The following is a 22,142-nucleotide window of genomic DNA, read 5'->3' as shown; positions in this document are numbered from 1 at the left end:
TATCCAATTATTAAGTTGTAGCACAAGTATATACCTATTTTTTATACGGGAATATACTTGAGATAAAGAGTGTTATTTGAATCGCCTAAGGCTTTAACATACGTTTTAAAATTTTTCCTGTCGCAGTCATAGGTAAGGCTTCCACAATTTCTAGGTGTTTAGGGCACTTATAATCAGCTAAATGTTGTTTGCTCCATTTTATAAGTTCTTTTTCTGATACAGAGTGTCCTTCTTTTAGAATGACAAATGCTTTTACCTCTTCGCCGAAGCGAGGGTGTTCAACGCCGATGACTGCAACTAAATGTACAGAAGGGTGTTTCATGTAGATCTCTTCCACTTCTCGTGGGTAAACATTATAACCACCGCTTATGATTAATTCCTTTAAGCGGTCAACAACATAAATATAGCCTTCGTCATCAAAGCGCACTATGTCACCGGTATGTAGCCACCCATCAATAATGGTTGTTGCGGTTTCTTGTGGTTTTTTGTAATAGCCTTTCATTACGTTATGTCCACGGATAACGAGCTCACCTTCTTGTCCTATTGGTAATTCATGGCCATTTTTATCTACTACCTTCATTGTGACTCCCGGTAAAGGCTGTCCAATACTGCCGGGCTTTCTTTCAAATTCTAAATGGTTAAATGCAGCAACGGGGGACGATTCAGATAAACCGTAACCTTCGATTACTGGAACTTGTAGCTTTTCTTCAAATTGTTTAAGAACCTCAACGGGCATGGAAGCACCGCCTGAGATCGCGACTTTAAGCGTTTGTGCTATCTCTTTTAGATATTCGCCTGGGTGTTTTTCTGCATAAGCAAGTAAACCAATGAACATCGTAGGCACACCAGCAAGGTGCGTCACTTTATGTTCATGAACTTGCTGAAGAACGGTTTTAGGCACAAAGCGTGAAATAAGAACTAATGCACTACCGGCTAGAACTGAGGTGTTCATGATCAGTGATTGACCGAAAGTGTGGAATAATGGAAGTATGGCAATACTCACATCAGTGCCTTTCTGATTGGTCAACGATTGACAAGCTTGTGCGTTACATAGCATGTTACTTTGGCTTAGCTCCGCCCCTTTTGCTGCACCAGTAGTACCTGATGTATAGAGGATGACACAGCTATCTTCAGCGGTGCGATAGACGCTCTCAAAGTTTTCTCTGCCTGTTTCTAGCCATTGGTTAAAAGAATGAGCAGCGATGGATTTTTGTGATTCAGTGGTTTCAATTAAAATAAAGTGTTCACAAAAATCGGCTTTCTCATAACCCTCGTAGCCAAACTTACCAATAGGCATGGCATCTGAGCCTTGATATGAAATAAGAGCTACTGCATCTGAGTCTTTCAAATGGTAAGCCACTTCGTCGCCTTTAAGCATCACGTTAAGTGGAACAACAACGGCACCTATTTTCTGTATGGCGTAATAAGCAATAACAAATTCGGGCGTGTTGGGGCATGACAAGGCAATTTTTTCATCAGGTTTGATATTAAGTTGAGTTAAATGATCAGCAATGGCGTTCACTTTTTTATTTAATTCAAAATAAGTAATTTTTTGCTCTTGGAAGATTAGTGCAATGTTATTTGGACGAAAAGTGGCGTTGCGCTCAAGATTAGTGGCAAGATTGTACATATATAACCTTTGTTAGTTTTTGTTGTGTGTTATACCGAGAGTCATGATCATCTAGATGAACTAAGTGTATATCAAGGAAAAGAAAAAATAGAGGAGGTAAAGGTGATTTCTTGTTTTTATTATCAATAAGAGCAGTAATTGGATTGCCAAGTACTACTTCATTTACAATGGTTAATCACGTTAGAACTTATACGATGCACCAAAGTACAGAGAATCGAGAGCGTATAAGTTTGTGTCTGTTGTGAAACCATTTTGAACATCAATATAGTCAACAGCGTACATATCCATTTCATAAGCCGCTCTTAGTTGAACTCCCTTTAGAGATGCTGGTGTATATTCAACACCAAAACCAAATTTGAAGGCTGCGCCATTATCATCGCTAAGGTACTCTTTATTTTGATTTAAATCTAAATTAGACATCCCAATAAGGCCAAATGGACGAATACCACTGTCAAAAGTGTAGCCTAAATTAGCGGCAAGAGATATCGAGGTAGGTTCCATAGAATAGCCATCGACTTTTGCTTTTACTTTTCCGTAATTAGTATAAGTTCCTTCGATACCTACAATCTTATTAAATTGATAACCAAGGTAGACTTTTGTGGTGTTTCCATCTGCTTTTGCTTCTATTTTATTATTACTATAGCCCCAAGAGTCTTCTTCTGAATAACCAAATGTACCCAAACCGGCCCCAATATAAAAGCCACTGATTTTAGGTGTTTGTGCTGGTGTACTTTCATTAGCCATGACGAAAGAAGATGCAGAAAGAAGTAATAGCGATGCACATAATTTTTTCATTGATTATCCCTTAATCAAATGGAGTATTATTTTGAGTATAGGAAGGTTTATTAAATATCCACAAAATGAATGGTTAATAGTGAGAGATGGATAGTGCAATTGGATCTTTGATAGAGGAAAAGGTTATTTTTTAACTAAAAGACAGTAAGGGATAATCTCTATTCTAATTACTCAAGGATAGAGAATATGAATAAAAAAGTAATTCTTAGTATTATCATTATTCTTATTGCTGTTGCGGTGTTTACTTCAGGTTTGATGAGAGCAACGATTGAATTATCATTATTTTTACTTTTGATGGGTTATGTATTGATAATAAAAAGAAAACAGAAAGAATAGAAAAGCAAAAAGGCTGATAAGTAATTTACTTATCAGCCTTTTCTAATTTGGTGGCCCCTCCCAGATTTGAACTGGGGACCGAACGATTATGAGTCGTGCGCTCTAACCACTGAGCTAAGGGGCCTTTGTAGGTGGTCGATTATAGGGGAAGATGAAAAGGGTGTCTAGAGAGAAGGCGTTTGCTTTTTAATCAATTAGTTAAAAAAATGCCTTTAGATCGAAAAAAGGTGAGCCTGAGCTCACCTTTTGGATATTATTGATAAATAATGACAGTAATAATTACTCGTCTAAGAAGCTGCGTAATACTTCCGAGCGGCTAGGGTGACGTAATTTACGTAACGCTTTTGCTTCGATTTGACGAATACGCTCACGTGTTACATCAAATTGCTTACCTACTTCTTCAAGAGTATGGTCGGTATTCATATCGATACCAAAACGCATACGAAGTACTTTTGCTTCACGAGGTGTAAGACCAGCAAGAACATCGTTAGTTGCAAATTTCAAGCTTGTTGAAGTTGCAGAATCAACAGGAAGTTCAAGGGTATTATCCTCGATGAAATCACCTAGGTGCGAATCTTCATCATCACCGATTGGTGTTTCCATTGAAATTGGCTCTTTAGCGATTTTCAGAACCTTACGGATCTTGTCTTCTGGCATTTGCATGCGTTCAGCAAGTTCTTCAGGTAATGGTTCACGGCCCATTTCTTGTAGCATTTGACGTGAAATACGATTCAGTTTGTTGATCGTTTCGATCATGTGAACTGGAATACGGATTGTACGTGCTTGGTCGGCAATTGAACGAGTGATCGCTTGACGGATCCACCATGTCGCATAAGTAGAGAATTTGTAACCACGACGGTACTCAAATTTATCTACTGCCTTCATCAGACCGATGTTACCTTCTTGAATAAGATCCAAGAATTGTAGACCACGGTTTGTGTATTTTTTCGCAATTGAAATAACAAGACGTAAGTTGGCTTCAACCATCTCTTTCTTTGCACGACGAGCTTTTGCTTCACCGATAGACATACGACGGCTGATGTCTTTAATATTTACAACAGGTAAACCTGTTTCTTTTTCAATGTTGTCAATTTTCTTGATTGAACGACGAATGTCTTCTTCGTAACGCTTTAAGCGTTCAACATATGGTTTATCTGAAGCCAGAATTTCATTGAACCATTCATCAGACGATTCATTGCCTGAAAATAATGAAATAAATGATTTCTTCGGCATTTTTCCATATTCAACACACATACGCATAATTAGGCGTTCTTGCGTACGAACACGATCCATGCTGCCACGCATTTCGCGAACAAGGTAATCAAACTGCTTAGGAATAAGTTTGAATTCACGGAAGACGTCAGTTAACTGACTAATCGCTTCACGTGCTTTACCGTTATCACGGCCATGCTCTTCAAAAGCAAGTTGCATGTTGTGATAAGAAGTTCGAAGCTCTGTGAATTTAGCCAAAGCAAGCTCTGGATCAATACCTACATCTTCTTCTTCTTCGTCTTCGTCATCATCTTCAGCATCTTTATCTTCGTCTTCAAGATCTGATTCACTCAGTTCTGAACCGATGTGTGTTGCTGTTGGTGCTGCAGAGCCATCATCATTAGGATCAACAAAACCAGAAATGATATCAGTAAGACGAATTTCTTCGGCTTGAACTTTATCAAATTGTTCTAGTAGGTATGAAATTGCGCCTGGGAATTCAGCAACAGAACACTGAACCTCATTGATGCCTTCTTCAATACGTTTAGCGATGTCGATTTCGCCTTCACGAGTAAGAAGTTCAACGGTACCCATTTCACGCATGTACATACGAACTGGATCTGTTGTACGGCCAATTTCACTTTCTACACTTGATAGTGCGGCTGCAGCGGCTTCTGCAGCATCTTCATCAGTTACGGCATCATCATCATTCAATGACATATCATCAGCATCTGGAGCGGTTTCAACCACTTTGATGCCCATGTCATTGATCATTTGAATAATATCTTCAACCTGCTCAGAATCTACAATTTCTTCTGGTAGGTGATCGTTAACTTCTGCGTAGGTCAGATAGCCTTGTTCCTTGCCTTTGATTACAAGTAATTTTAGCTGTGACTGCGGATTTTGATCCATAGACGGTATCCTACTTTTGGTCTGTGTGACGGAATTAGTATGCGAAATGCAAACCACTAATGATAACAAATTTTCTTATTGATGACGATGGTGGGATTTTATGCTTTTAGTTCTAGCATTAAGGCTAGCAGCTCCCGTTTTTCTTCGACTGATAAGCCAAGTGTTCTTTCTTTCGTCTGCAAATTTTCAATTTGTTGATTGATGCACTGGGCTAAAATATTGTCCAGCGAATCCATAAATACATCTTGTATATTGTCTTGGTCTATCGGGAGTACCCACTCTGCCAAGCGTGATAATAGTTGCCTATTTTTATCACCGCGCCAATATTCTAATAATTGGCCTGTAGAGATATGGGGGTTATGTCGACAGTTTTCAAGTAATTGAAGAAATAAACTTAATCCTGGCAGTGGGATCTCTTTTACGCTCTCTAAATCTGGCACTAACTGAGCAAGATTTGGATTCTGTAGTAAGAGAGTAATCACTTCACGCATAGCGGTTCGTTTTATTTCTGGTTGTGCTTGCCTTTTTACTTCGGGCGCGCCTTGCTTAGATATTAGTTGCTGTAATTGACTTTCATCCATAATTCCAAGCGTTTTGCCAAGTTGCTCACGTAAATAAAGACGTAATGTACCACCGGGAACTTTATCAATGAGTGGAACGGCCAGTGTGGTTAACTTAGCTTTACCTTCACGGCTGCTCGTATCAATTTGATCAACCAAGCTTCTAAACATGAAATTAATGAGTGATTCTGCTTGAGTTATTTCTTGTTCAAATGCAGCTTTGCCATGTTGACGAATATACGTATCTGGGTCTTCCCCATCAGGTAAAAACATAAACTTTAATTGGCGTCCATCATTTAAGTATGGCAGAGCTTGTTCCATTGCGCGCCATGCCGCTTCTCGACCTGCTCGGTCACCATCGTAACAACACACAACAGTGCTTGTTTGACGAAAGAGCAATTGCATGTGATCGCCAGTGGTTGCTGTGCCTAAAGAAGCCACCGCATAGTCAACACCAAACTGAGCAAGAGCAACCACATCCATATAGCCTTCTACGACTAACGCTTGTGGTAATTCTTTATAAGCTTGCAGTGCTTCATATAAACCATATAGTTCTTTGCCTTTATGGAAAATAGGCGTTTCTGGTGAGTTTAAATATTTGGGAGTGCCTTCACCAATTACACGGCCACCAAATCCAATAACACGCCCTCGGCGATCTCGGATTGGAAACATAACTCGACCACGGAAACGGTCATAACGACGGCCATTATCGCTTTCAATTAACATCCCACCGCTGACTAAAGCATCTTGTGATGTCTTATCTCGGCCGAAATTGTTTTTCACCAACTCCCATTCATCTGCAATATAACCGATACCAAACTTCTGAACGATTTCGCCAGAGAGTCCACGATCTTTAAGATAGTTGATTGCATGAATATTTGCTGCGGATTTTAATTGGGAACAATAAAATTGACTGATGCCACCCATCAAGTCATATAAGCTTCGTTTTTGTTCGGTATTTGCTGTTGGGCCTGAAGGGGCATTGAAACCACTGCGTTGTTCACGCGGAACGTCAAGACTAAGCATTGAAGCAAGTTCTTCAATGGCTTCGACAAATTCTAAACGATCAAATTCCATCAGAAAATCAATGGCATTGCCATGAACGCCACAGCCAAAACAGTGATAAAACTGTTTTTCTTGGCTAACAGAAAAAGAAGGGGATTTTTCATTATGAAATGGACAACAGGCACCGTAGTTTTTCCCTTGTTTTTTCAGTTTTACTCTTGCGTCAATAATATCGACAATATCGTGTCGATTTAAAAGCTCATCAATAAAACTGCGAGGGATATGTCCTGCCATCTTTTTCTTTTCCTTTAAATACAAACAAGCCGTGCATATCAAAGATAGCACGGCTTGTTTTATAAATAGAGTAGTATTAAGCCAGTTTAGATTTAACTAATTGACTTACTTTACCCATGTCAGCGCGGCCTTGGATTTGAGGTTTTAATACGCCCATCACCTTGCCCATATCTTGCATTCCAGCAGCACCAGATTCAATAATTGCTTTGTCTAATAACTCAGCAACTTCTTCATCGGTAAGTGCTTGCGGCATAAAGTCATCAAGAACTGAAATCTCAGCGCTCTCTTTATCTGCAAGATCATCACGACCAGCGGCAGTAAACTGCGCGACTGAATCACGACGTTGTTTAACCATCTTAGTTAAAACAGCAATGATATCATCGTCAGACAAAGTAGTATGACCATCGATTTCACGTTGTCTAATTTCAGATAAAGCTAAACGAATTGTGCCAAGGCGTAATTTGTCCTTGGCTTTCATCGCTAACTTTTGCTCGTCTTTGAGTTGTTCAATTAGAGCCATAACTTAGTCCTAAATTAGGTAAGTTATTAGTACAGGCGAACGCGACGTGCGTTTTCGCGAGACAACTTCTTAGCGTGACGCTTTTGAGCTGCTGCTTTAGCGCGTTTACGTACTGTAGTAGGTTTTTCGTAATGCTCACGACGGCGAACTTCAGAAAGAATACCTGCTTTTTCGCAAGAGCGCTTGAAACGACGTAGTGCAACGTCGAACGGTTCGTTTTCACGTACTTTAACTACTGGCATATGCCTTTCACCTCAGGTGTTAGTCAATTCGCTGGTAGTTATAATTAACCAGCTATTATTCAAATTGGTGCCGAATTTTAATCCGATCGAGGCGTTTTGTAAAGCATTCTTGATTAAGAATTGAGTAATTTCTTTGTTTATTTTACCTTCTCTAGTCATCACGTCGCTTGAGGTAGCTTAGTGATGTAGGTAATATGGCGTTAAATTAACAGGTAACTGAGAAAAATATGCGAATTTTAGGCATTGAAACCTCGTGTGATGAAACGGGTGTTGCGATTTATGATGATGAAAAAGGGCTATTAGCTCATCAACTTTATAGCCAAGTAAAACTGCACGCAGATTACGGTGGTGTTGTCCCTGAATTGGCCTCTCGTGACCATGTTAAAAAGACGATTCCATTAATTCAAGCGGCATTAAATGATGCTGGCATGACCAAAGATGATATCGATGGAATTGCTTATACGGCAGGTCCAGGTTTAGTAGGAGCCTTGTTGGTTGGTTCAACTATTGGTCGTAGTCTTGCGTATGCATGGGATGTTCCTGCTATTCCTGTTCATCACATGGAAGGCCATTTATTGGCTCCAATGCTTGAAGATGAACCACCTGAATTTCCATTTGTAGCTCTTCTTGTTTCTGGCGGCCATACCATGATGGTTGAAGTAAACGGTATTGGTGAATATACCATTCTAGGTGAGTCTGTTGATGACGCAGCTGGTGAAGCATTTGATAAAACAGCTAAATTAATGGGTCTTGATTATCCAGGCGGTCCTTTGCTATCAAAATTAGCAGAGAGCGGAACAAAAGGACGATTTAAATTTCCTCGTCCTATGACTGATCGCCCAGGTTTAGATTTTAGTTTTTCAGGTTTAAAAACATTTGCTGCAAACACTATTCGTGCTAACGATGATGATTTGCAAACCCGTGCTGACATTGCATTTGCTTTCCAAGAGGCCGTTGCTGATACCTTAGCAATTAAGTGTCGTCGAGCATTAAAACAAACAGGCATGAAGCGTCTTGTTATGGCGGGTGGTGTGAGTGCGAATACCTATTTACGCCAAGAGCTTGAAGCGATGATGAAAAAGATTGGTGGTGAGGTTTTTTATCCACGAACTGAATTTTGTACCGACAACGGTGCCATGATTGCTTATGCGGGAATGCAACGTTTGAAAAATGGCGAGACAACAGATTTAGCGGTTCAAGCTAAGCCGCGTTGGCCGATAGATCAATTAAAACCAATTAGTAAATAAAATAGATCAAAAAAGATCGTGAGTGATCTTTTTAACTATATTCTATAGAAGGGACTAAATTAGTCCCTTTTTCTTTGCCAAATTTTCTTCTCTTTGCCTGCAAAAAATCGACGAATATTTTCGTGATGTTTTAGGACGATTAAACAAGAAAGCATAGCAACAGGCAGGGTGTACTGAGGTTTGACTAACCAAGTAAATAAAGGGGCAAGTAAAGCGGTAATCATTGACGCTAAAGAAGAGTACCCAGTTACCAATACCGTGATAACCCAACTACCGAATAACATCCCCGTCAGATCCAATCCTATCGGAGCTAATGCGCCAAGAGCGGTTGCGACCCCTTTGCCACCTTTAAAGTGAAAAAACAGTGGGTACATATGACCGAGACAGGCAGCAATTGCAATGATACCTAATAAGAGAGGGTTAATTTCTAGAAAATACCCGCCCCATACCGGTAACATCCCTTTCAAAATATCGCAAAGAAGAACTAAACCTGCAGCCCCTTTACCGCCCAAACGAAAAACATTGGTTGCTCCTGGATTATGAGACCCTGAATTTCTTGGGTCTGGTAGGCCTTTTAATCGACAGATTAAAACCGCACTAGAGATCGATCCTAGAAGATAGGCGATGATGATCATAATAAGTGCAAGAGGGGTCATGAATGAACCTTTATTTAAGCGATCAAGAGCGATCAGAAATCATTTTTATAGTATATTGCTCAGCACATTGAACAAAGTAATATCAATATTACGTTGTTTTTCTTTTGATGGGTATCCGACCTCTTAATAAAAGTGTGATCAAAGATGGATTTAGTATTTATAAAACAACTTGAAGTTATTACAACCATTGGTGTTTATGAATGGGAACAAGGCATTAAGCAAAAGCTTGTATTAGATATTGATATGGCGCATGACAATAAACCCGCGGCAGATTCAGACAATGTCGAATATTGTTTAAATTATGCAGAGGTCAGTGAAGCGGTGACTGAGCATATTCAGCAAGGTCGCTTTCTATTAGTTGAGCGTGTTGCTGAAGAAATTGCCGATCTTATTATGACTCGATTTTCAGTGCCTTGGATCCGTATTCATTTATCTAAGCCTGGTGCTGTTGTGAACGCTCACAGCGTAGGAGTTGTGATTGAGCGAGGGATAAAATGATCACAACCTATATTGGTGTTGGCTCCAATATTTGCCCTGAAAAAAATGTAAAAATAGCCATTGATGAATTACATCAACTTGGTGAAATAACTAAAATTTCTACTGTGTATGAAGCAGAACCGGTTGGTTTTTCTGGTCATAATTTTTTTAATTTAGTTGTAGAGTTGAAAGTAACGCATTCTTTGAATGAGCTTGGCGTTCTATTACGTGCCATTGAAATTAAGTGGGGGAGAGAGCCTAACGCCAAGAAGAATCAAGATAGAACGCTTGATCTTGATATATTACTTTATGGTGATGTCGTCTCTAAATCGGACCCAAAATTACCACGAGATGATCTTTTTAAATTTGCTTTTGCCATTGTACCAATGATGGAATTGAACCCTGATCTTATTATTCCTAATACTGAAAAAACGATCAGTCAAATATGGGCTGAGTTTTCGCAAAGCCAGTCACTAAAACCTGTTTTATTTAACTTTAATTTTAATGGAATATCATGACGTACTTTGAAGCTTTTTTTCTTGCTTTATTGCAAGGATTTACTGAGTTTTTACCTATTTCAAGTTCTGCCCATCTTATACTTCCTTCTGCTGTTCTTGGCTGGGCAGATCAAGGGCTCGCTTTTGATGTTGCTGTACATGTTGGTACATTAGCGGCGGTAGTTATTTATTTTAGAAAAGAGGTTGTCACTTTATTAACCGCTTGGGTTGGTTCTATTGTTAAAAAAGAACACAATAAAGAATCTAAATTAGCTTGGTTAATTATATTATCGACGATCCCTGCGGCACTATGTGGTCTGTTATTTAAAGATTTTATTGAAGTGTATTTGCGTAGTGCGTGGGTAATTGCAACGACGACTATTATATTTGGTCTTTTACTTTGGTGGGTAGATAAAAACTCAGCGTTAGTCAAAGATGAATATGAAATGACATGGAAGAAGGCATTATTTTTAGGTATTGCCCAAGCAATGGCGATGATCCCTGGTACCTCTCGTTCAGGTATTACTATTACTGCGGCATTGTATCTTGGCTTTACTCGTGAAGCGGCCGCTCGTTTTTCATTTTTAATGTCGATCCCTATCATCGTCCTTGCTGGTTCTTATCTTGGACTTAAATTAGCAATGAGCGGCATCTCAATAGATCTTGGTTTATTAACTACGGGTATTATTGTTTCTTTTATTAGTGCTTATATCTGTATTCACTTTTTCTTGAAGTTGATTTCAAGTATGGGTATGACGCCGTTTGTTATCTATCGCTTGTTATTAGGTGTTGGTTTATTTGCTTGGTTAAGCTTTGCTTAGAAACTAGAAACTAGAAACTAGAAACTAGAAACTAGAAACTATAAGAGCCTATGCGACTGATTTAGGAATAAATAATTCAACGATCATAGCTTTTGCTTTTATAGTTTCTAGAGCGAAGCGTTCTAGTTAGCGTAGCGTATAGCTTATTTGATATCCAACGTATCCTTCACCGCTTCAATTCGTCTTTTACTCAACTCTTCTCTAATCTCAGCGCCTTTAAACCCAGCGGCAACCACTTCCTTAACGTCTACATTCTTCGCAACATCAAACGCCATTTCAAAACGTGCTTTTTGTGGATAAGGCTCAGACTCTAATCCCAATCGTCCTGCGTGATCCGCTTGGCAGCAGAGTAAGGTTGGTTCTAAGCGCTCAGGTTTACGCCATACGTCCATTTTATCTAGTATTTTAATAAAGGTCTGAGCGCGGAGCTCCAGAGCTCGATGAATATTGGTGTGATGCTCACAAACTAAGAGCGCTAAGTCTCGGTACTCATTGGGCACTTTAACTCGAGCGCATAGCTTTTTAATGAGTTTAATGCCGGTATGACAATGCATTTTATGGCTTGGCCATTCTGATTCCGGCGTCACGCCTTTGCCTAAGTCGTGAACTTGAGCGGCAAAGCGTGTTGGTAAATCTTGGCTTAATAATGCGGCTTGTTGAGTGACCATTAAAGTATGAATTCCCGTATCAATTTCAGGGTGCCACTTTTCTGGTTGAGGTACACCAAACAATGCATCCAGTTCTGGTAACACAACGGCGAGAGCACCACACTCTTTTAATACTGAAAGAAAAATCTCAGGGTGCTGGCTAGATAGAGATTTTTCCCATTCTTGCCATACACGCTCTGGTGTTAAGTGAGACAACTCTCCGCTGTCTACTAAGGTTTTCATTAATGCCATTGTTTCTGGTGCAATAGTAAAACCAAGATAATGAAAACGGGCGGCAAACCGAGCGACGCGTAGTACGCGTAATGGGTCTTCGACAAAGGCATCTGAAACATGACGTAAGAGACGATTATTTAAATCATCCTGTCCATGGTAGGGATCTATCAGTGTCCCGTCATCGGCTTTAGCAATGGCGTTAATAGTAAGGTCGCGGCGCAATAAGTCCTCTTCTAGTGTTACGTCTGGCTCTGCATAACAAGTAAAGCCTTTATAGCCTTGGCCGCTTTTTCGCTCTGTTCTTGCTAGTGCATATTCTTCTTTAGTTTTTGGGTGTAAAAAAACAGGAAAATCTTGTCCTACCGGTTGATAACCAAGGCTGCCCATTTCATTAGGCGTTGATCCTACTACAACCCAATCTTTATCTTTTACTGCAATATTGAGAAGTGAATCTCGAACTGCACCACCAACTAAATAAATAACCACTATTTTTCCTATCACTATCCAAGATAAAGAGAACTTTCTTTACATTATTATCTCTAATGATAACGTGCAATCATAGATTTTCGACTTTTTATTCCATATTTTCATTTTGGAATTTTTGGCTAAGGCAAACATTACTTTATGTACCAAGATTTTTTTGGCTTTAATGAGCTTCCATTTTCTATGACGCCTAATGCGCGTTTTTTCTATTTGAGTGAGCGTCATAAAGAAGCGTTGAGTTACTTATTGTCTGGATTAGGTCAAGGTGGTGGATTTGCATTATTAACTGGAGAAGTTGGAACAGGAAAAACAACGGTATCAAAAGCATTATTTTCTAAATTGGAAAATAAAGTTCGTTTAGCCTTAATTTTAAATCCAATGTTTAATGCGCAAGAGTTGCTTGAAGCTATTTGTGATGAGTTTGATATCCTTTATTCCGTTGATGCTTCCTTGAAGATGTTAACCGATAGAATTGTCTGTTTTCTTAAAGAAGAAAGAGAAAAGGGATTTCAGACGATTGTTGCGATTGATGAGGCTCAGCATTTAGGGCCTGATGTATTAGAGCAATTACGTTTACTCACTAATTTTGAAACGGACAGCGATAAATTATTAAAAGTACTTTTAATTGGTCAGCCCGAATTACAACAAAAGCTACAACAAACCAATTTACGTCAACTAGCCCAACGCATTACGGCTCGATATCATTTACTGCCATTAACGCAACAAGAGATTGAATATTATATTGCCCATCGTTTAAAGGTAGCGGGTGGTGATATTTCATTATTCTCAGCCTCAGCAATAAAAAAAATAGCTCATTATTCTAATGGAATACCTAGAGTTGTGAATTTATTGTGTGACAAAGCACTATGGATTAGTTATCAAAATAGCAATAAGACTGTGAATAATAAGGCGGTCGAATATGCGCGTGAATTAGTTTTGGATTGGCAAACTTCCCCAGAAATAAACAGTAAGTTACGATCTTCATTTTTATTACCACCGTTATTCATTGCTTTGGGTTTATCTGTATTATTGAGTATTGGTAGTTATTCTTTTTTACCGAGATATTTGAATGTAAATTATCCAATCGTTGCGCCACTGGTTGAAGCGCCTCTCAGTGGTTTTGAGTCTAAATCAGAGGCTTTCCAAACCTTATTATCAATATGGGGTTATTCCGTTAATTCGTTCCAGGCAAATTGCACTAATGCAAAGAGAGCGCAACTCTATTGCCTAGACAGTAATGGAAGCTTAAGTGATTTGTTAGCCATTAATCGCCCTGCCGTTGTATGGTTGCAGCAAGGATCAGGAGAGGATTTATTAGCACTCGTTTACCGTGTTGATTCAAAAGGAGTAGAGTTACTTTTACCTTCTAAACGAGTTAAGGTTTCTCATCAATGGTTTGAGCAGCATTGGAATGGCGCTTATATTCAACTGTGGAAAAAACCAATCATTACTGAACGAGCCATGAAGCGTGGTGATAAGGGAAAGGCAATTTTGGAATTGAATCGCTTACTGTCTTTTGCATTAGAACAACCGTTTAATCAATCTGAACAATTTGATAAAAAAACAGAGCAACAGGTGAAAGATTTTCAAGAGATATTTGGTTTGTCTACTGATGGTATTGTTGGGTCAAGTACTTTGATGTGGTTAGATAGTGTTGTAAATATAGATGCGCCTTTGCTTCAAGGAGTTCAATAAATGTGGTCTTCTCGTCTTCCTTTATGGGTTCTAGGTACTATTGTTATTCTTCCTCCTCTAGTGATCTCTAGTTATATTTCACTTCCTTATTATAAAGCATCTCAAGAGACGTTAATTCCAGAGAAGCCTACCTATACGTCACTTTTATTTCCTAATATAGAGACGATGACATTACCGTTACGAGCTCAAGAGTTATCATTAAGCCGTTGGAAAGAACCGACGGAAAACGTGAGTTTGGATAGGGAAGGTAAGAATGCCTTTGAGTCCAAAAATCCAGATGTAAAGTCAAACGCAACAGAAGATGCCTCACAACTATTAGATATTGATAATCTAGATTTATCTGGATTATCACCAGAATTGGCCGCTCGCTTTGAATCTATTTTAAATGAACCATCTGATATTGCAGACGTTGATGATAGTACGTCTAGCAAATATGGTGATTCATCTTATGTTGAGTTAGATAAAAAAGGCGCTCAATTTTCAGGGTTGTTGCCCCCGCTTAATTTTCAAACGCACAACTATACGTCTAAACCAAGTCGTCGCTGGGTAAAAGTGAATGGTAAGGAAGTGAATCTTGGAGGTCATATTTCGAGTGAAATTACGTTATTAGAAATAAATCCAAGAAATGTCGTTATTGAATTTAAAGGCCAAAAAATAGAAGTTCCAGCTCTGTATGAATGGAAAGGGTAATGGTTGTTTTTTAGTAGAAATAAAAAAGCTCAGAATTATCTGAGCTTTTTTGTGTGTATCGAGTATTGGTTAGTAATCAATAATGATTAAGACCAACCGTTTTGCTTTTTCTTACGGCTTGGGATCATATGAGGAAGCAGAAGGCCGAAGAGTAGACCGAGACCTGCAACACCACCACCGTACATGAAGTACTTAAGCAATAAGTCTTCTTTTTGTGTATCTAGTTTAGCGCGTAATTCACGGATCTCAGATTGAGAACTAACCAATTGGTTATTTACATCGCTGTAGCTGTGTTCTAAATCTTGCATTTGTTGATTACGTTGAGTCAAGCTATTCGCTAACCCCGCTTTTTCATCATTTGCTGCTTTACGTGCATTTGCTAGTTGTGCTTTAACTGATGTTAGTTCAGCCTCAACTTTTGGTAAACGCTCACCTAGTCCCGCTTGACGAGAAACAAATTTACTTTCAACCCAACCTTTACGGCCTTTAGTATCAACAATTTGTGTGAAGCTCGCATTTTTGTTGCTGCTTAAAAGAGTTACACGATCACCCGCATTTACACTGCCAATAATTTTATATTGGTTACTTGGACCTGAGTGCATGTACGTAAACAGGTTATCAGAAATATAACGAGTTTGAGCTTGCGCTGGCGCAGCAATAGCCCAAGTAAGTAGAATCAGGCTAATAAAATGCTTCACAATAATATTCCTTTGAAAAATTGGCATTGAATCGTTTTAGTAGAGAGAAATGACGCTCTCAACATTGTAAATTCAAACGAAGGTGTAGATAGTAAAAATATTTAGGTCCAGATGCAAGAAAAGAGGAGATTTTACTCTCCTCTTTGTGCAATTGTTTCAAAATTGATTAACTTTAGACTGGTGTGCCGATACCAAAGATAGCTTGCATTGCGTAGTAGAAGACTACCGCTAATAACGCACCTGCCGGTAGGGTAATGACCCAAGAGGCAACAATGTTACGTACAACACCTAAGTTTAGTGCGCCAATACCACGAGCAAAACCAACCCCAAGAACCGCACCAACCAATGTTTGAGTCGTTGAAATTGGAAGACCTGTACCTGAAGCTAATACAACCGTTGATGCAGTCGCTAGTTGAGCGGCAAAACCACGGCTTGGCGTTAGTTCCGTAATACCAGTACCAACGGTAGCCATTACTTTATGACCTAAGGTTGCAAGACCAACAACGATACCAATACCACCTAGAGGAAGGATCCACCAAGCAATAGCTGTTTGAGAAGATATTTCACCTAAATTCTCAACTGTTGATACAACTGCTGATAGAGGACCGATCGCGTTGGCAACATCGTTAGAACCATGAGCAAATGCCATAGCACATGCGGTAATAACCATTAACGTACTAAAAATACTTTCTACGCCAGTAAAACCACGGCTGTCTTTCTCATCATTTACCGTATTTGCAAATTTACGAGAGATATACAGATAACCACCAACCATTACTAATGCTGATACGCCTGCAGATGCAACCCATGCTTCGCCATTACTTAAATGCAGACCAACATGTTTTAGGCCTTTTTTGATTGTAACAAGTGCAATAACCATCGTGGTGATGAACATATACACAGGAACAAAACGTTTCGCATTCATTAAAGGCTTATCAGTATCAAATATCAGTCGTTGAGCACTGATAAAGATCATGTAAGCAAAAATACCGGATATGAGTGGTGTAATTAACCAACTCCCTACGATACCTTGAACTGAATGCCAATCAACCGCTTCAGTACCTACGGCAACACACGCAAAACCGATGATAGCACCGATGATAGAGTGAGTTGTTGATACAGGCCAGCCCATGTAAGACGCAAGCAATAACCAAGTACCCGCAGCAAGAAGTGCTGACATCATGCCGTAAACTAAGACTTCAGGCTGATGGGCGAAAAGTGAGGTATCAATTACCCCTTTACGAATTGTATCTGTAACTTCACCACCAGCAAGGTATGCCCCTGCAAATTCGAAGATCATAGCAATGATGATCGCTTGTTTTACTGTTAGTGCTTTAGACCCGACAGAGGTGCCCATAGCATTCGCTACGTCATTTGCACCAATACCAATAGCCATAAGGAAGCCGAAGAAGGCCGCAACTAAAATAAGGGTCGTGCCGTAGTTAGCAAGAATATCCATTGTATTACCTGTTACTGAATCACAAACTTATGAGCGAGATAGCATTAATTCTAAACGAGAACCAACGCGCTGTGCTTGGTCGGCAATGCCGCCAACCCACTCAAGGATTTTATAAAGGAACATAACATCGATCGGATTGTATTTGTGCTCGATGCTCATGAGTTGCTGGCGCAGTTGAATTTGCAATTCATCAGTATCATCTTCAATGATATCTAATTTATTGATCATCTCAGCAACCAAAGTGACTTCACGTCCCTTAAAGCCTGTTTCTAGTAGCTCGTCCAATTCGCTGATAACTTCTTGCGCTTGATTAGCCGCATCTAAACAACGTTGAACATAAGCTAAAAATGCATCCTGCATAGAGCTTGGAATTTCAAGTTGGCGACCAACAACGCGACCTGCGATGTCTTTAGCCAGGTTTGCGAGTTTATCTTGCTGAGTTAACAGACCGAGCATGTCGGTACGATCAACAGGCATAAATAACCCACGAGGAAGTTTTAAACGAATTTCACGTTTCAGAACGTCCGCTTCTTTCTCTAAATGAGAAATTTGCGCACGAAGTTCACTCGCTTTTTCCCAATCACCTTTTGCGCACGTTTCGAAAAACGGAACAAGAAGTGAGCAGCATTCATTGACACAAACAACGTGACGCTGCAAAGGTTTCATAGGGGATTTTGCGAATAACCCCATAATAGTATTTACTGGCATGGTTTCTTAACCTAATAAAACAAGTACCTAATGGTGAATTGTTAGACGATGGCCATAAAGGCGCGAATGTTAACCCAATCCCACTATCAATAAAACTACTTTAGATCATGGTTTGGGCATTATTTCTTGCTTGATACCGAACAGTTTAAGCCATATCCTTGGAAAGACAACGGTTATGAGGTCATTATGGAAACTGAAATAGAACTGAAGTTTTTTGTTTTTCCTGAATTTGCAGACACAATTATAGATAAAATATCAGATGCTAAAGTTATAGAACAGAGTTGCCTTCAGCTCGGTAATATCTATTTTGATACTCCCGAACAGCACCTCCGTAAGCATGACGCGGGTTTACGCATTCGTCGGTTTAACGATGAACGAACCCAAACATTAAAAACGGCAGGTCGAGTTGTTGCTGGTTTACATCAACGACCAGAGTACAATGCAACGCATGATTCTGATATACCTAATGTGAATTTACATCCTCTGGATGCCTGGCCAACTAACATTGCACTAGATGATCTTCAACAACAACTTTTCCCTCTTTTTTCTACCAATTTTGTACGCCAGCAATGGTTAATTGCAATGCCAGATGGCAGTGAAATTGAATTGGCATTTGACCAAGGAGAGGTGATTGCTGGAGATAAAACTACGCCAATATGCGAAGTGGAATTAGAGCTTAAATCTGGCCAAACGGATGCCTTGTTTACCTTAGCTCGTGATTTATGTAGCTCTGGTGGAATGCGTTTAGGCAACCAAAGTAAAGCGGCAAAAGGGTATCGTCTAGCGATGAATACTCCAGCAGATAAAGTAAAAAACTTATCGTTAGTAAGAACGGAATCTAATGACAGTGTTGAAACCTGCTTTATCAATTCTTTAGAGTACGCACTTTCTCATTGGCATTATCACGAACAAATTTATATCGACACTCAAGATCTACTTGCTTTGCAAGAGATCCGAATTGCGATTGCCTTTTTACGTCAAATATTCTTGGTGTTTGGTGAAATGGTGCCAAAGCGCGCAAGTGAATTGTTGCGTCAAGAATTAAAGTGGTTAGAAGAACAGCTTCATTGGTTAGATGAATCTGAGCACTTAGATTATTTAATTGAAGAAAAAGGCAACGTATTAAGAAAACTAGATGCGAGAAAGTTTTTAGTCGCCAGTCTAAAAGAAAGTGCTGAGTCGTTACCAAAGACAAATGAAATGATGTCTCTATTAATGTCGTCTCGTTATTGTGGATTATTATTAGATTTAAGTCGTTGGATTTTAACTCGTGATTGGCAGCCATTTTTAGATGATAAAAAGCGTCAAGTATTGCAAGAATCCATTGATACCCATTCTGGCACTTTGCTTGATCGTACTTGGGAAGCATTAGATTCTGCTTTTTCTACATCAAATCAGTTATTGCCTATCGATTATTTCAAACAAAAAATGAGATTACGTCGAAATTTAATGACAGGAACGTGTTTTGCTCTCATTTACGATGATGATAGAAGAAAAGGTTTCCGTTTACCTTGGCTTGATTTATTGCAAGGTATTGATGATTTGATGAGCTTGGAACCATTAAGAACTCGAGTTCAATTACTAGAAGATGAAGAGGAGAAAGCGCAACTTGTTCGTTGGTTACTTCGTCAAGAGCGCTCTATTTTACATGCGATGGAACAAACTCGTAAAGCAGGGTTAGAATACCCTCCTTATTGGCAATAGATTTATGCTTAATAAGAACGTGTAATAATATAAAGAGAAGTAATCACTTCTCTTTTTTATTGTCTATCTGATCTAGTTTTTTTAGTATTTCAGCTTGCTGCTGTAAAAGTAGTTCTAATCTTTCATCTCTATGATGCCTATCTTCTTGTTCTTTTTTTCTTTTCTCAATCTTTGAAGGCTCGGTAATTATTGATGTTATTAAACCTGAAATCATACCAAATATACCTACACCAGAAATAATCACCAATACCGCTAATACTTTTCCTGCGAATGTCACAGGATAGTGATCGCCATACCCAACTGTCGATATAGTAACAAAAGCCCACCATACCGCATCGCCTGCAGTATGAATATTGGCATTAGGGTCTTTCCCTTCAAACATCAGCATAAAGACTGAACCTAAAGATATTAGGGTTACCATTAGGATTAAAATAGAGGCAATGGTTGCTTCTTTTCTATTAGATTGAATTTGCTTTAGTAAGGATTGGCTAGAACGTAATAAACGAAATACACGTAAAATATGAAAAATACGAGCATAACGTACGGGTTCAATGATTGGGATGCTGGCAATAAAATCTATCCAGTGATCTTGTAAATATTGAAGCTTGTGTTTACTACGAAAAAAATCAATCGAAAGCTGAAAGAGAAAGAGCCCACAGATGATGGTGTCGAGAGTGATCAACATTGTTCGACTATTGTGTTCTAACGGAACAAACAGAAGGCTTGAGATCACAATTAGTGATAAAAAGGATAGTATCAGTGACATTAAGCTCATGGGTTTAAGGTCAATTTTGTTATGATTCATGTTAATTACTTATGTCTGTCTATCGATATAAAATAGAAATATGTGTTTTCATGATGATAAAAATTATGCGTTTTTATCATGCACTAAAAAAATTGATTCCGAAAGGTAGTGAGGGAAGAGAATGTTAACAATCGCTTTTAGGCCATGGGAAAGGCTGGTCACTGATATTAAGTTAGTACCAAAGTTGGTCATGTTAATGGTATTCAGTACGATTTTGTTGGTGTCAAAACAGTTATGGGATGCGAATACTTTTTATCAAGCGGTAATTACTATTCAAAAAGAACAAGCCAAAGAGTCTGCAATTGCTAGTGCTGAATTAGTTGAAAATATCTTAACGAATAAATCAAATGGTAAAGAGTTAGCGCGTGAAGTGGTTAGCATTCAATCTAATGCATTGGCTAAAGGTAATTATGTTTATGTGATAGATCGTGATAGCGGCAAAGTGTTTGGCCATCAATCAGTGCAGTCACTTTCTTCTCTTTCCTCTTCATTAGATGAAGGGCGTTCATTAAAAGAAGAGCTTCAAAGCCTTTCTTCTCAAAAAGCGTATTCTCTTAATGATCACAGTCGCTATGAATTTGCAGTAAAAGTACCTAGCCATAATTGGGTGGTGGTGGCTTCTCAAACATCAGAGAGTGCTGAGGTATATTACCAAGATTATCTTTTCCAAGTTATTTGGCAAACGATAGCCATGATCGTTGCTTTTATGGTTATTCTTCTTGGTGCTTCAAGCATTATGTTACGTCAAATGCGTTATTTAAATGCATCCATGAAAGAAATTGCAGCCCAAAATTTATCTGAACCCGTAGAAATGGACTGTAAAGATGAATTTGGTGATTTAGCAAGAGAGTTAAATAAAACACGGCTACAACTTAAATCGGTCGTTGAAACTCAACTGGTGGCTTCTCAAGAATTATCTAGCCTAACAGAGATCATGACGATTAGCATGGAAGGGACAAAGGAAGCGGCTCAAGAAGAATTTACAGAAATCGATCAACTGGCAACAGCGATGAGTGAAATGAATTCAACAGTACAAAATGTGGCAGAAAATGCACGTAATGCATCGGCAGGTACTGAGCAAGCTCAAGAGCAAGCGAAAGTCGGGCAACAGTTTGTAGAAGGTACTATCGTTAAAATTCAAGCGCTATCTGGTGATATCGCCGCTTCTGCAGATGTGGTTAATCAAGTAGAGGAACGTGTCATGTCGATTAGCTCTGTGGTTGAGACTATTCGTGGTATTTCTGAGCAAACAAACTTACTTGCGTTGAATGCAGCGATTGAAGCGGCGCGAGCGGGTGATGCCGGGCGTGGTTTTGCTGTGGTTGCTGATGAAGTAAGAAATCTTGCTCAAAGTACACAAGGAGCAACGGTTGAAATTCAAGAGATGATTACTCAACTTCAAAACAGTGCCAATCAAGCCGTCGATCTGATGGAAAAAAGTGTAGTTGAAGCCGCTGAGGGAGTAGAACTGGTTACTAATGCAGGCATAGAGTTAGACAGTATCGTCAACCAAGTCAACAATATTAATGAAATGAACTTCCAAATCGCAAGTGCTGCTGAACAACAAAGCAGTGTTGCTGAAGAGATGGACCAAAATTTAACTAACGTTCGTGAGTTAGTTGAAGCTTCTGTTGTTGTCATGACCGAGTTAACGGAAACTTCGGAAGAAATGCAAAAAAATGCAGAAGAATTAGAAGCAAAAATGAAAGTCTTCAAAGTTTAACGTATTTGGTTTGATTTTATTAACGCCTACACTCAGTTGTAGGCGTTTTTGTTTGCGGCGAAAAACAATTTTTGGCACAGTATGGAGAGTCC

Annotated in this window: 21 protein-coding genes and 1 tRNA gene; 9 read left to right on the top strand and 13 right to left on the bottom strand. The window is 39.2% G+C overall.

Annotated elements, in window-relative coordinates:
- Positions 1–85: 85 nt before the first annotated feature.
- Positions 86–1,630: a long-chain fatty acid--CoA ligase gene (locus tag A6E03_RS03000; protein ID WP_065594177.1), complete on the bottom strand. Its 1,545-nt coding sequence runs from the start codon at positions 1,628–1,630 to the stop codon at positions 86–88.
- A 180-nt stretch (positions 1,631–1,810) separates the two neighbouring features.
- Positions 1,811–2,425, bottom strand: coding sequence for an outer membrane beta-barrel protein (locus tag A6E03_RS02995; protein ID WP_065594176.1), 615 nt, complete (start codon positions 2,423–2,425; stop codon positions 1,811–1,813).
- Between the two features lie 186 nt (positions 2,426–2,611).
- On the opposite strand from A6E03_RS02995, the gene A6E03_RS20185 reads away from it, so the two are divergent.
- On the top strand, positions 2,612–2,761 hold the full coding sequence (locus A6E03_RS20185) for a hypothetical protein (RefSeq protein WP_176703442.1): 150 nt from the start codon (positions 2,612–2,614) through the stop codon (positions 2,759–2,761).
- 48 nt (positions 2,762–2,809) lie between these two features.
- Here the strand turns inward: A6E03_RS20185 and A6E03_RS02990 are convergent.
- The 5 genes from A6E03_RS02990 to rpsU all read right to left on the bottom strand — a co-directional run bounded on the left by A6E03_RS02990 (position 2,810) and on the right by rpsU (position 7,506).
- Positions 2,810–2,885 (bottom strand) — tRNA-Ile (locus tag A6E03_RS02990).
- A gap of 155 nt (positions 2,886–3,040) precedes the next feature.
- Complete coding sequence (rpoD, locus tag A6E03_RS02985) at positions 3,041–4,933, bottom strand: RNA polymerase sigma factor RpoD (protein WP_369688353.1); 1,893 nt, start codon at positions 4,931–4,933, stop codon at positions 3,041–3,043.
- A 50-nt stretch (positions 4,934–4,983) separates the two neighbouring features.
- Complete coding sequence (gene dnaG / locus A6E03_RS02980) at positions 4,984–6,744, bottom strand: DNA primase (RefSeq protein WP_065594174.1); 1,761 nt, start codon at positions 6,742–6,744, stop codon at positions 4,984–4,986.
- A gap of 76 nt (positions 6,745–6,820) precedes the next feature.
- Positions 6,821–7,264 (bottom strand): GatB/YqeY domain-containing protein, encoded by a 444-nt coding sequence (locus tag A6E03_RS02975; protein ID WP_065594173.1) that lies wholly within the window; start codon positions 7,262–7,264, stop codon positions 6,821–6,823.
- Between the two features lie 26 nt (positions 7,265–7,290).
- Positions 7,291–7,506 (bottom strand): 30S ribosomal protein S21, encoded by a 216-nt coding sequence (rpsU, locus tag A6E03_RS02970; protein ID WP_005421025.1) that lies wholly within the window; start codon positions 7,504–7,506, stop codon positions 7,291–7,293.
- Between the two features lie 227 nt (positions 7,507–7,733).
- Here rpsU and tsaD point away from each other — a divergent pair, with 227 nt between their 5' ends.
- Positions 7,734–8,753, top strand: a complete 1,020-nt coding sequence (gene tsaD, locus A6E03_RS02965; protein ID WP_065600142.1) for a tRNA (adenosine(37)-N6)-threonylcarbamoyltransferase complex transferase subunit TsaD — start codon at positions 7,734–7,736, stop codon at positions 8,751–8,753.
- Positions 8,754–8,812: 59 nt separating this feature from the next.
- Here the strand turns inward: tsaD and plsY are convergent, their stop codons facing one another.
- Complete coding sequence (plsY, locus tag A6E03_RS02960; RefSeq protein ID WP_065594171.1) at positions 8,813–9,409, bottom strand: glycerol-3-phosphate 1-O-acyltransferase PlsY; 597 nt, start codon at positions 9,407–9,409, stop codon at positions 8,813–8,815.
- 144 nt (positions 9,410–9,553) lie between these two features.
- On the opposite strand from plsY, the gene folB reads away from it, so the two are divergent.
- The 3 genes from folB to A6E03_RS02945 are packed head-to-tail and all read left to right on the top strand — an operon-like array spanning position 9,554 to position 11,204.
- Complete coding sequence (gene folB / locus A6E03_RS02955; RefSeq protein WP_065600141.1) at positions 9,554–9,907, top strand: bifunctional dihydroneopterin aldolase/7,8-dihydroneopterin epimerase; 354 nt, start codon at positions 9,554–9,556, stop codon at positions 9,905–9,907.
- Entirely contained in the window at positions 9,904–10,404 is a 501-nt protein-coding gene (gene folK, locus A6E03_RS02950; protein ID WP_065594169.1) for a 2-amino-4-hydroxy-6-hydroxymethyldihydropteridine diphosphokinase, read from the top strand. The genes folB and folK overlap by 4 nt, the downstream gene beginning before the upstream one ends.
- Positions 10,401–11,204, top strand: a complete 804-nt coding sequence (locus A6E03_RS02945; RefSeq protein WP_065594168.1) for an undecaprenyl-diphosphate phosphatase — start codon at positions 10,401–10,403, stop codon at positions 11,202–11,204. Before folK ends, A6E03_RS02945 begins: the two co-directional genes overlap by 4 nt.
- Before the next feature lie 143 nt (positions 11,205–11,347).
- On the opposite strand, the gene A6E03_RS02940 is transcribed toward A6E03_RS02945, so the two are convergent.
- Positions 11,348–12,571 carry a multifunctional CCA addition/repair protein gene (locus A6E03_RS02940; protein ID WP_065600140.1) on the bottom strand — a complete coding sequence of 408 codons (1,224 nt, stop codon included), beginning with the start codon at positions 12,569–12,571 and terminating at the stop codon, positions 11,348–11,350.
- A gap of 138 nt (positions 12,572–12,709) precedes the next feature.
- Between A6E03_RS02940 and A6E03_RS02935 the strand changes: the two genes are divergently transcribed.
- Positions 12,710–14,263 (top strand): ExeA family protein, encoded by a 1,554-nt coding sequence (locus A6E03_RS02935; RefSeq protein WP_065594166.1) that lies wholly within the window; start codon positions 12,710–12,712, stop codon positions 14,261–14,263.
- Positions 14,264–14,953, top strand: a complete 690-nt coding sequence (locus A6E03_RS02930) for a general secretion pathway protein GspB (RefSeq protein ID WP_065594165.1) — start codon at positions 14,264–14,266, stop codon at positions 14,951–14,953.
- A gap of 86 nt (positions 14,954–15,039) precedes the next feature.
- On the opposite strand, the gene A6E03_RS02925 is transcribed toward A6E03_RS02930, so the two are convergent.
- The 3 genes from A6E03_RS02925 to A6E03_RS02915 form a co-directional block, all read right to left on the bottom strand.
- Positions 15,040–15,651 (bottom strand): TIGR04211 family SH3 domain-containing protein, encoded by a 612-nt coding sequence (locus A6E03_RS02925; RefSeq protein WP_065594164.1) that lies wholly within the window; start codon positions 15,649–15,651, stop codon positions 15,040–15,042.
- A 172-nt stretch (positions 15,652–15,823) separates the two neighbouring features.
- Positions 15,824–17,110 (bottom strand): inorganic phosphate transporter, encoded by a 1,287-nt coding sequence (locus A6E03_RS02920; protein WP_065594163.1) that lies wholly within the window; start codon positions 17,108–17,110, stop codon positions 15,824–15,826.
- Between the two features lie 27 nt (positions 17,111–17,137).
- Positions 17,138–17,818: a TIGR00153 family protein gene (locus A6E03_RS02915; protein WP_065594162.1), complete on the bottom strand. Its 681-nt coding sequence runs from the start codon at positions 17,816–17,818 to the stop codon at positions 17,138–17,140.
- 186 nt (positions 17,819–18,004) lie between these two features.
- On the opposite strand from A6E03_RS02915, the gene A6E03_RS02910 reads away from it, so the two are divergent.
- Entirely contained in the window at positions 18,005–19,522 is a 1,518-nt protein-coding gene (locus tag A6E03_RS02910) for an inorganic triphosphatase (RefSeq protein WP_065600139.1), read from the top strand.
- Between the two features lie 43 nt (positions 19,523–19,565).
- Here A6E03_RS02910 and A6E03_RS02905 read toward each other — a convergent pair whose 3' ends face one another.
- Entirely contained in the window at positions 19,566–20,327 is a 762-nt protein-coding gene (locus A6E03_RS02905; RefSeq protein ID WP_065594160.1) for an ion transporter, read from the bottom strand.
- 121 nt (positions 20,328–20,448) lie between these two features.
- Here A6E03_RS02905 and A6E03_RS02900 point away from each other — a divergent pair, with 121 nt between their 5' ends.
- Complete coding sequence (locus A6E03_RS02900) at positions 20,449–22,050, top strand: methyl-accepting chemotaxis protein (protein ID WP_065594159.1); 1,602 nt, start codon at positions 20,449–20,451, stop codon at positions 22,048–22,050.
- Positions 22,051–22,142: the final 92 nt, after the last annotated feature.

It is taken from the genome of Aliivibrio sp. 1S128, from assembly GCF_001691065.1.
Taxonomy (GTDB): domain Bacteria; phylum Pseudomonadota; class Gammaproteobacteria; order Enterobacterales; family Vibrionaceae; genus Aliivibrio.
Note: the sequence above shows the minus strand (reverse complement) of the source record. Positions and strands in the feature narration are given on the sequence as shown.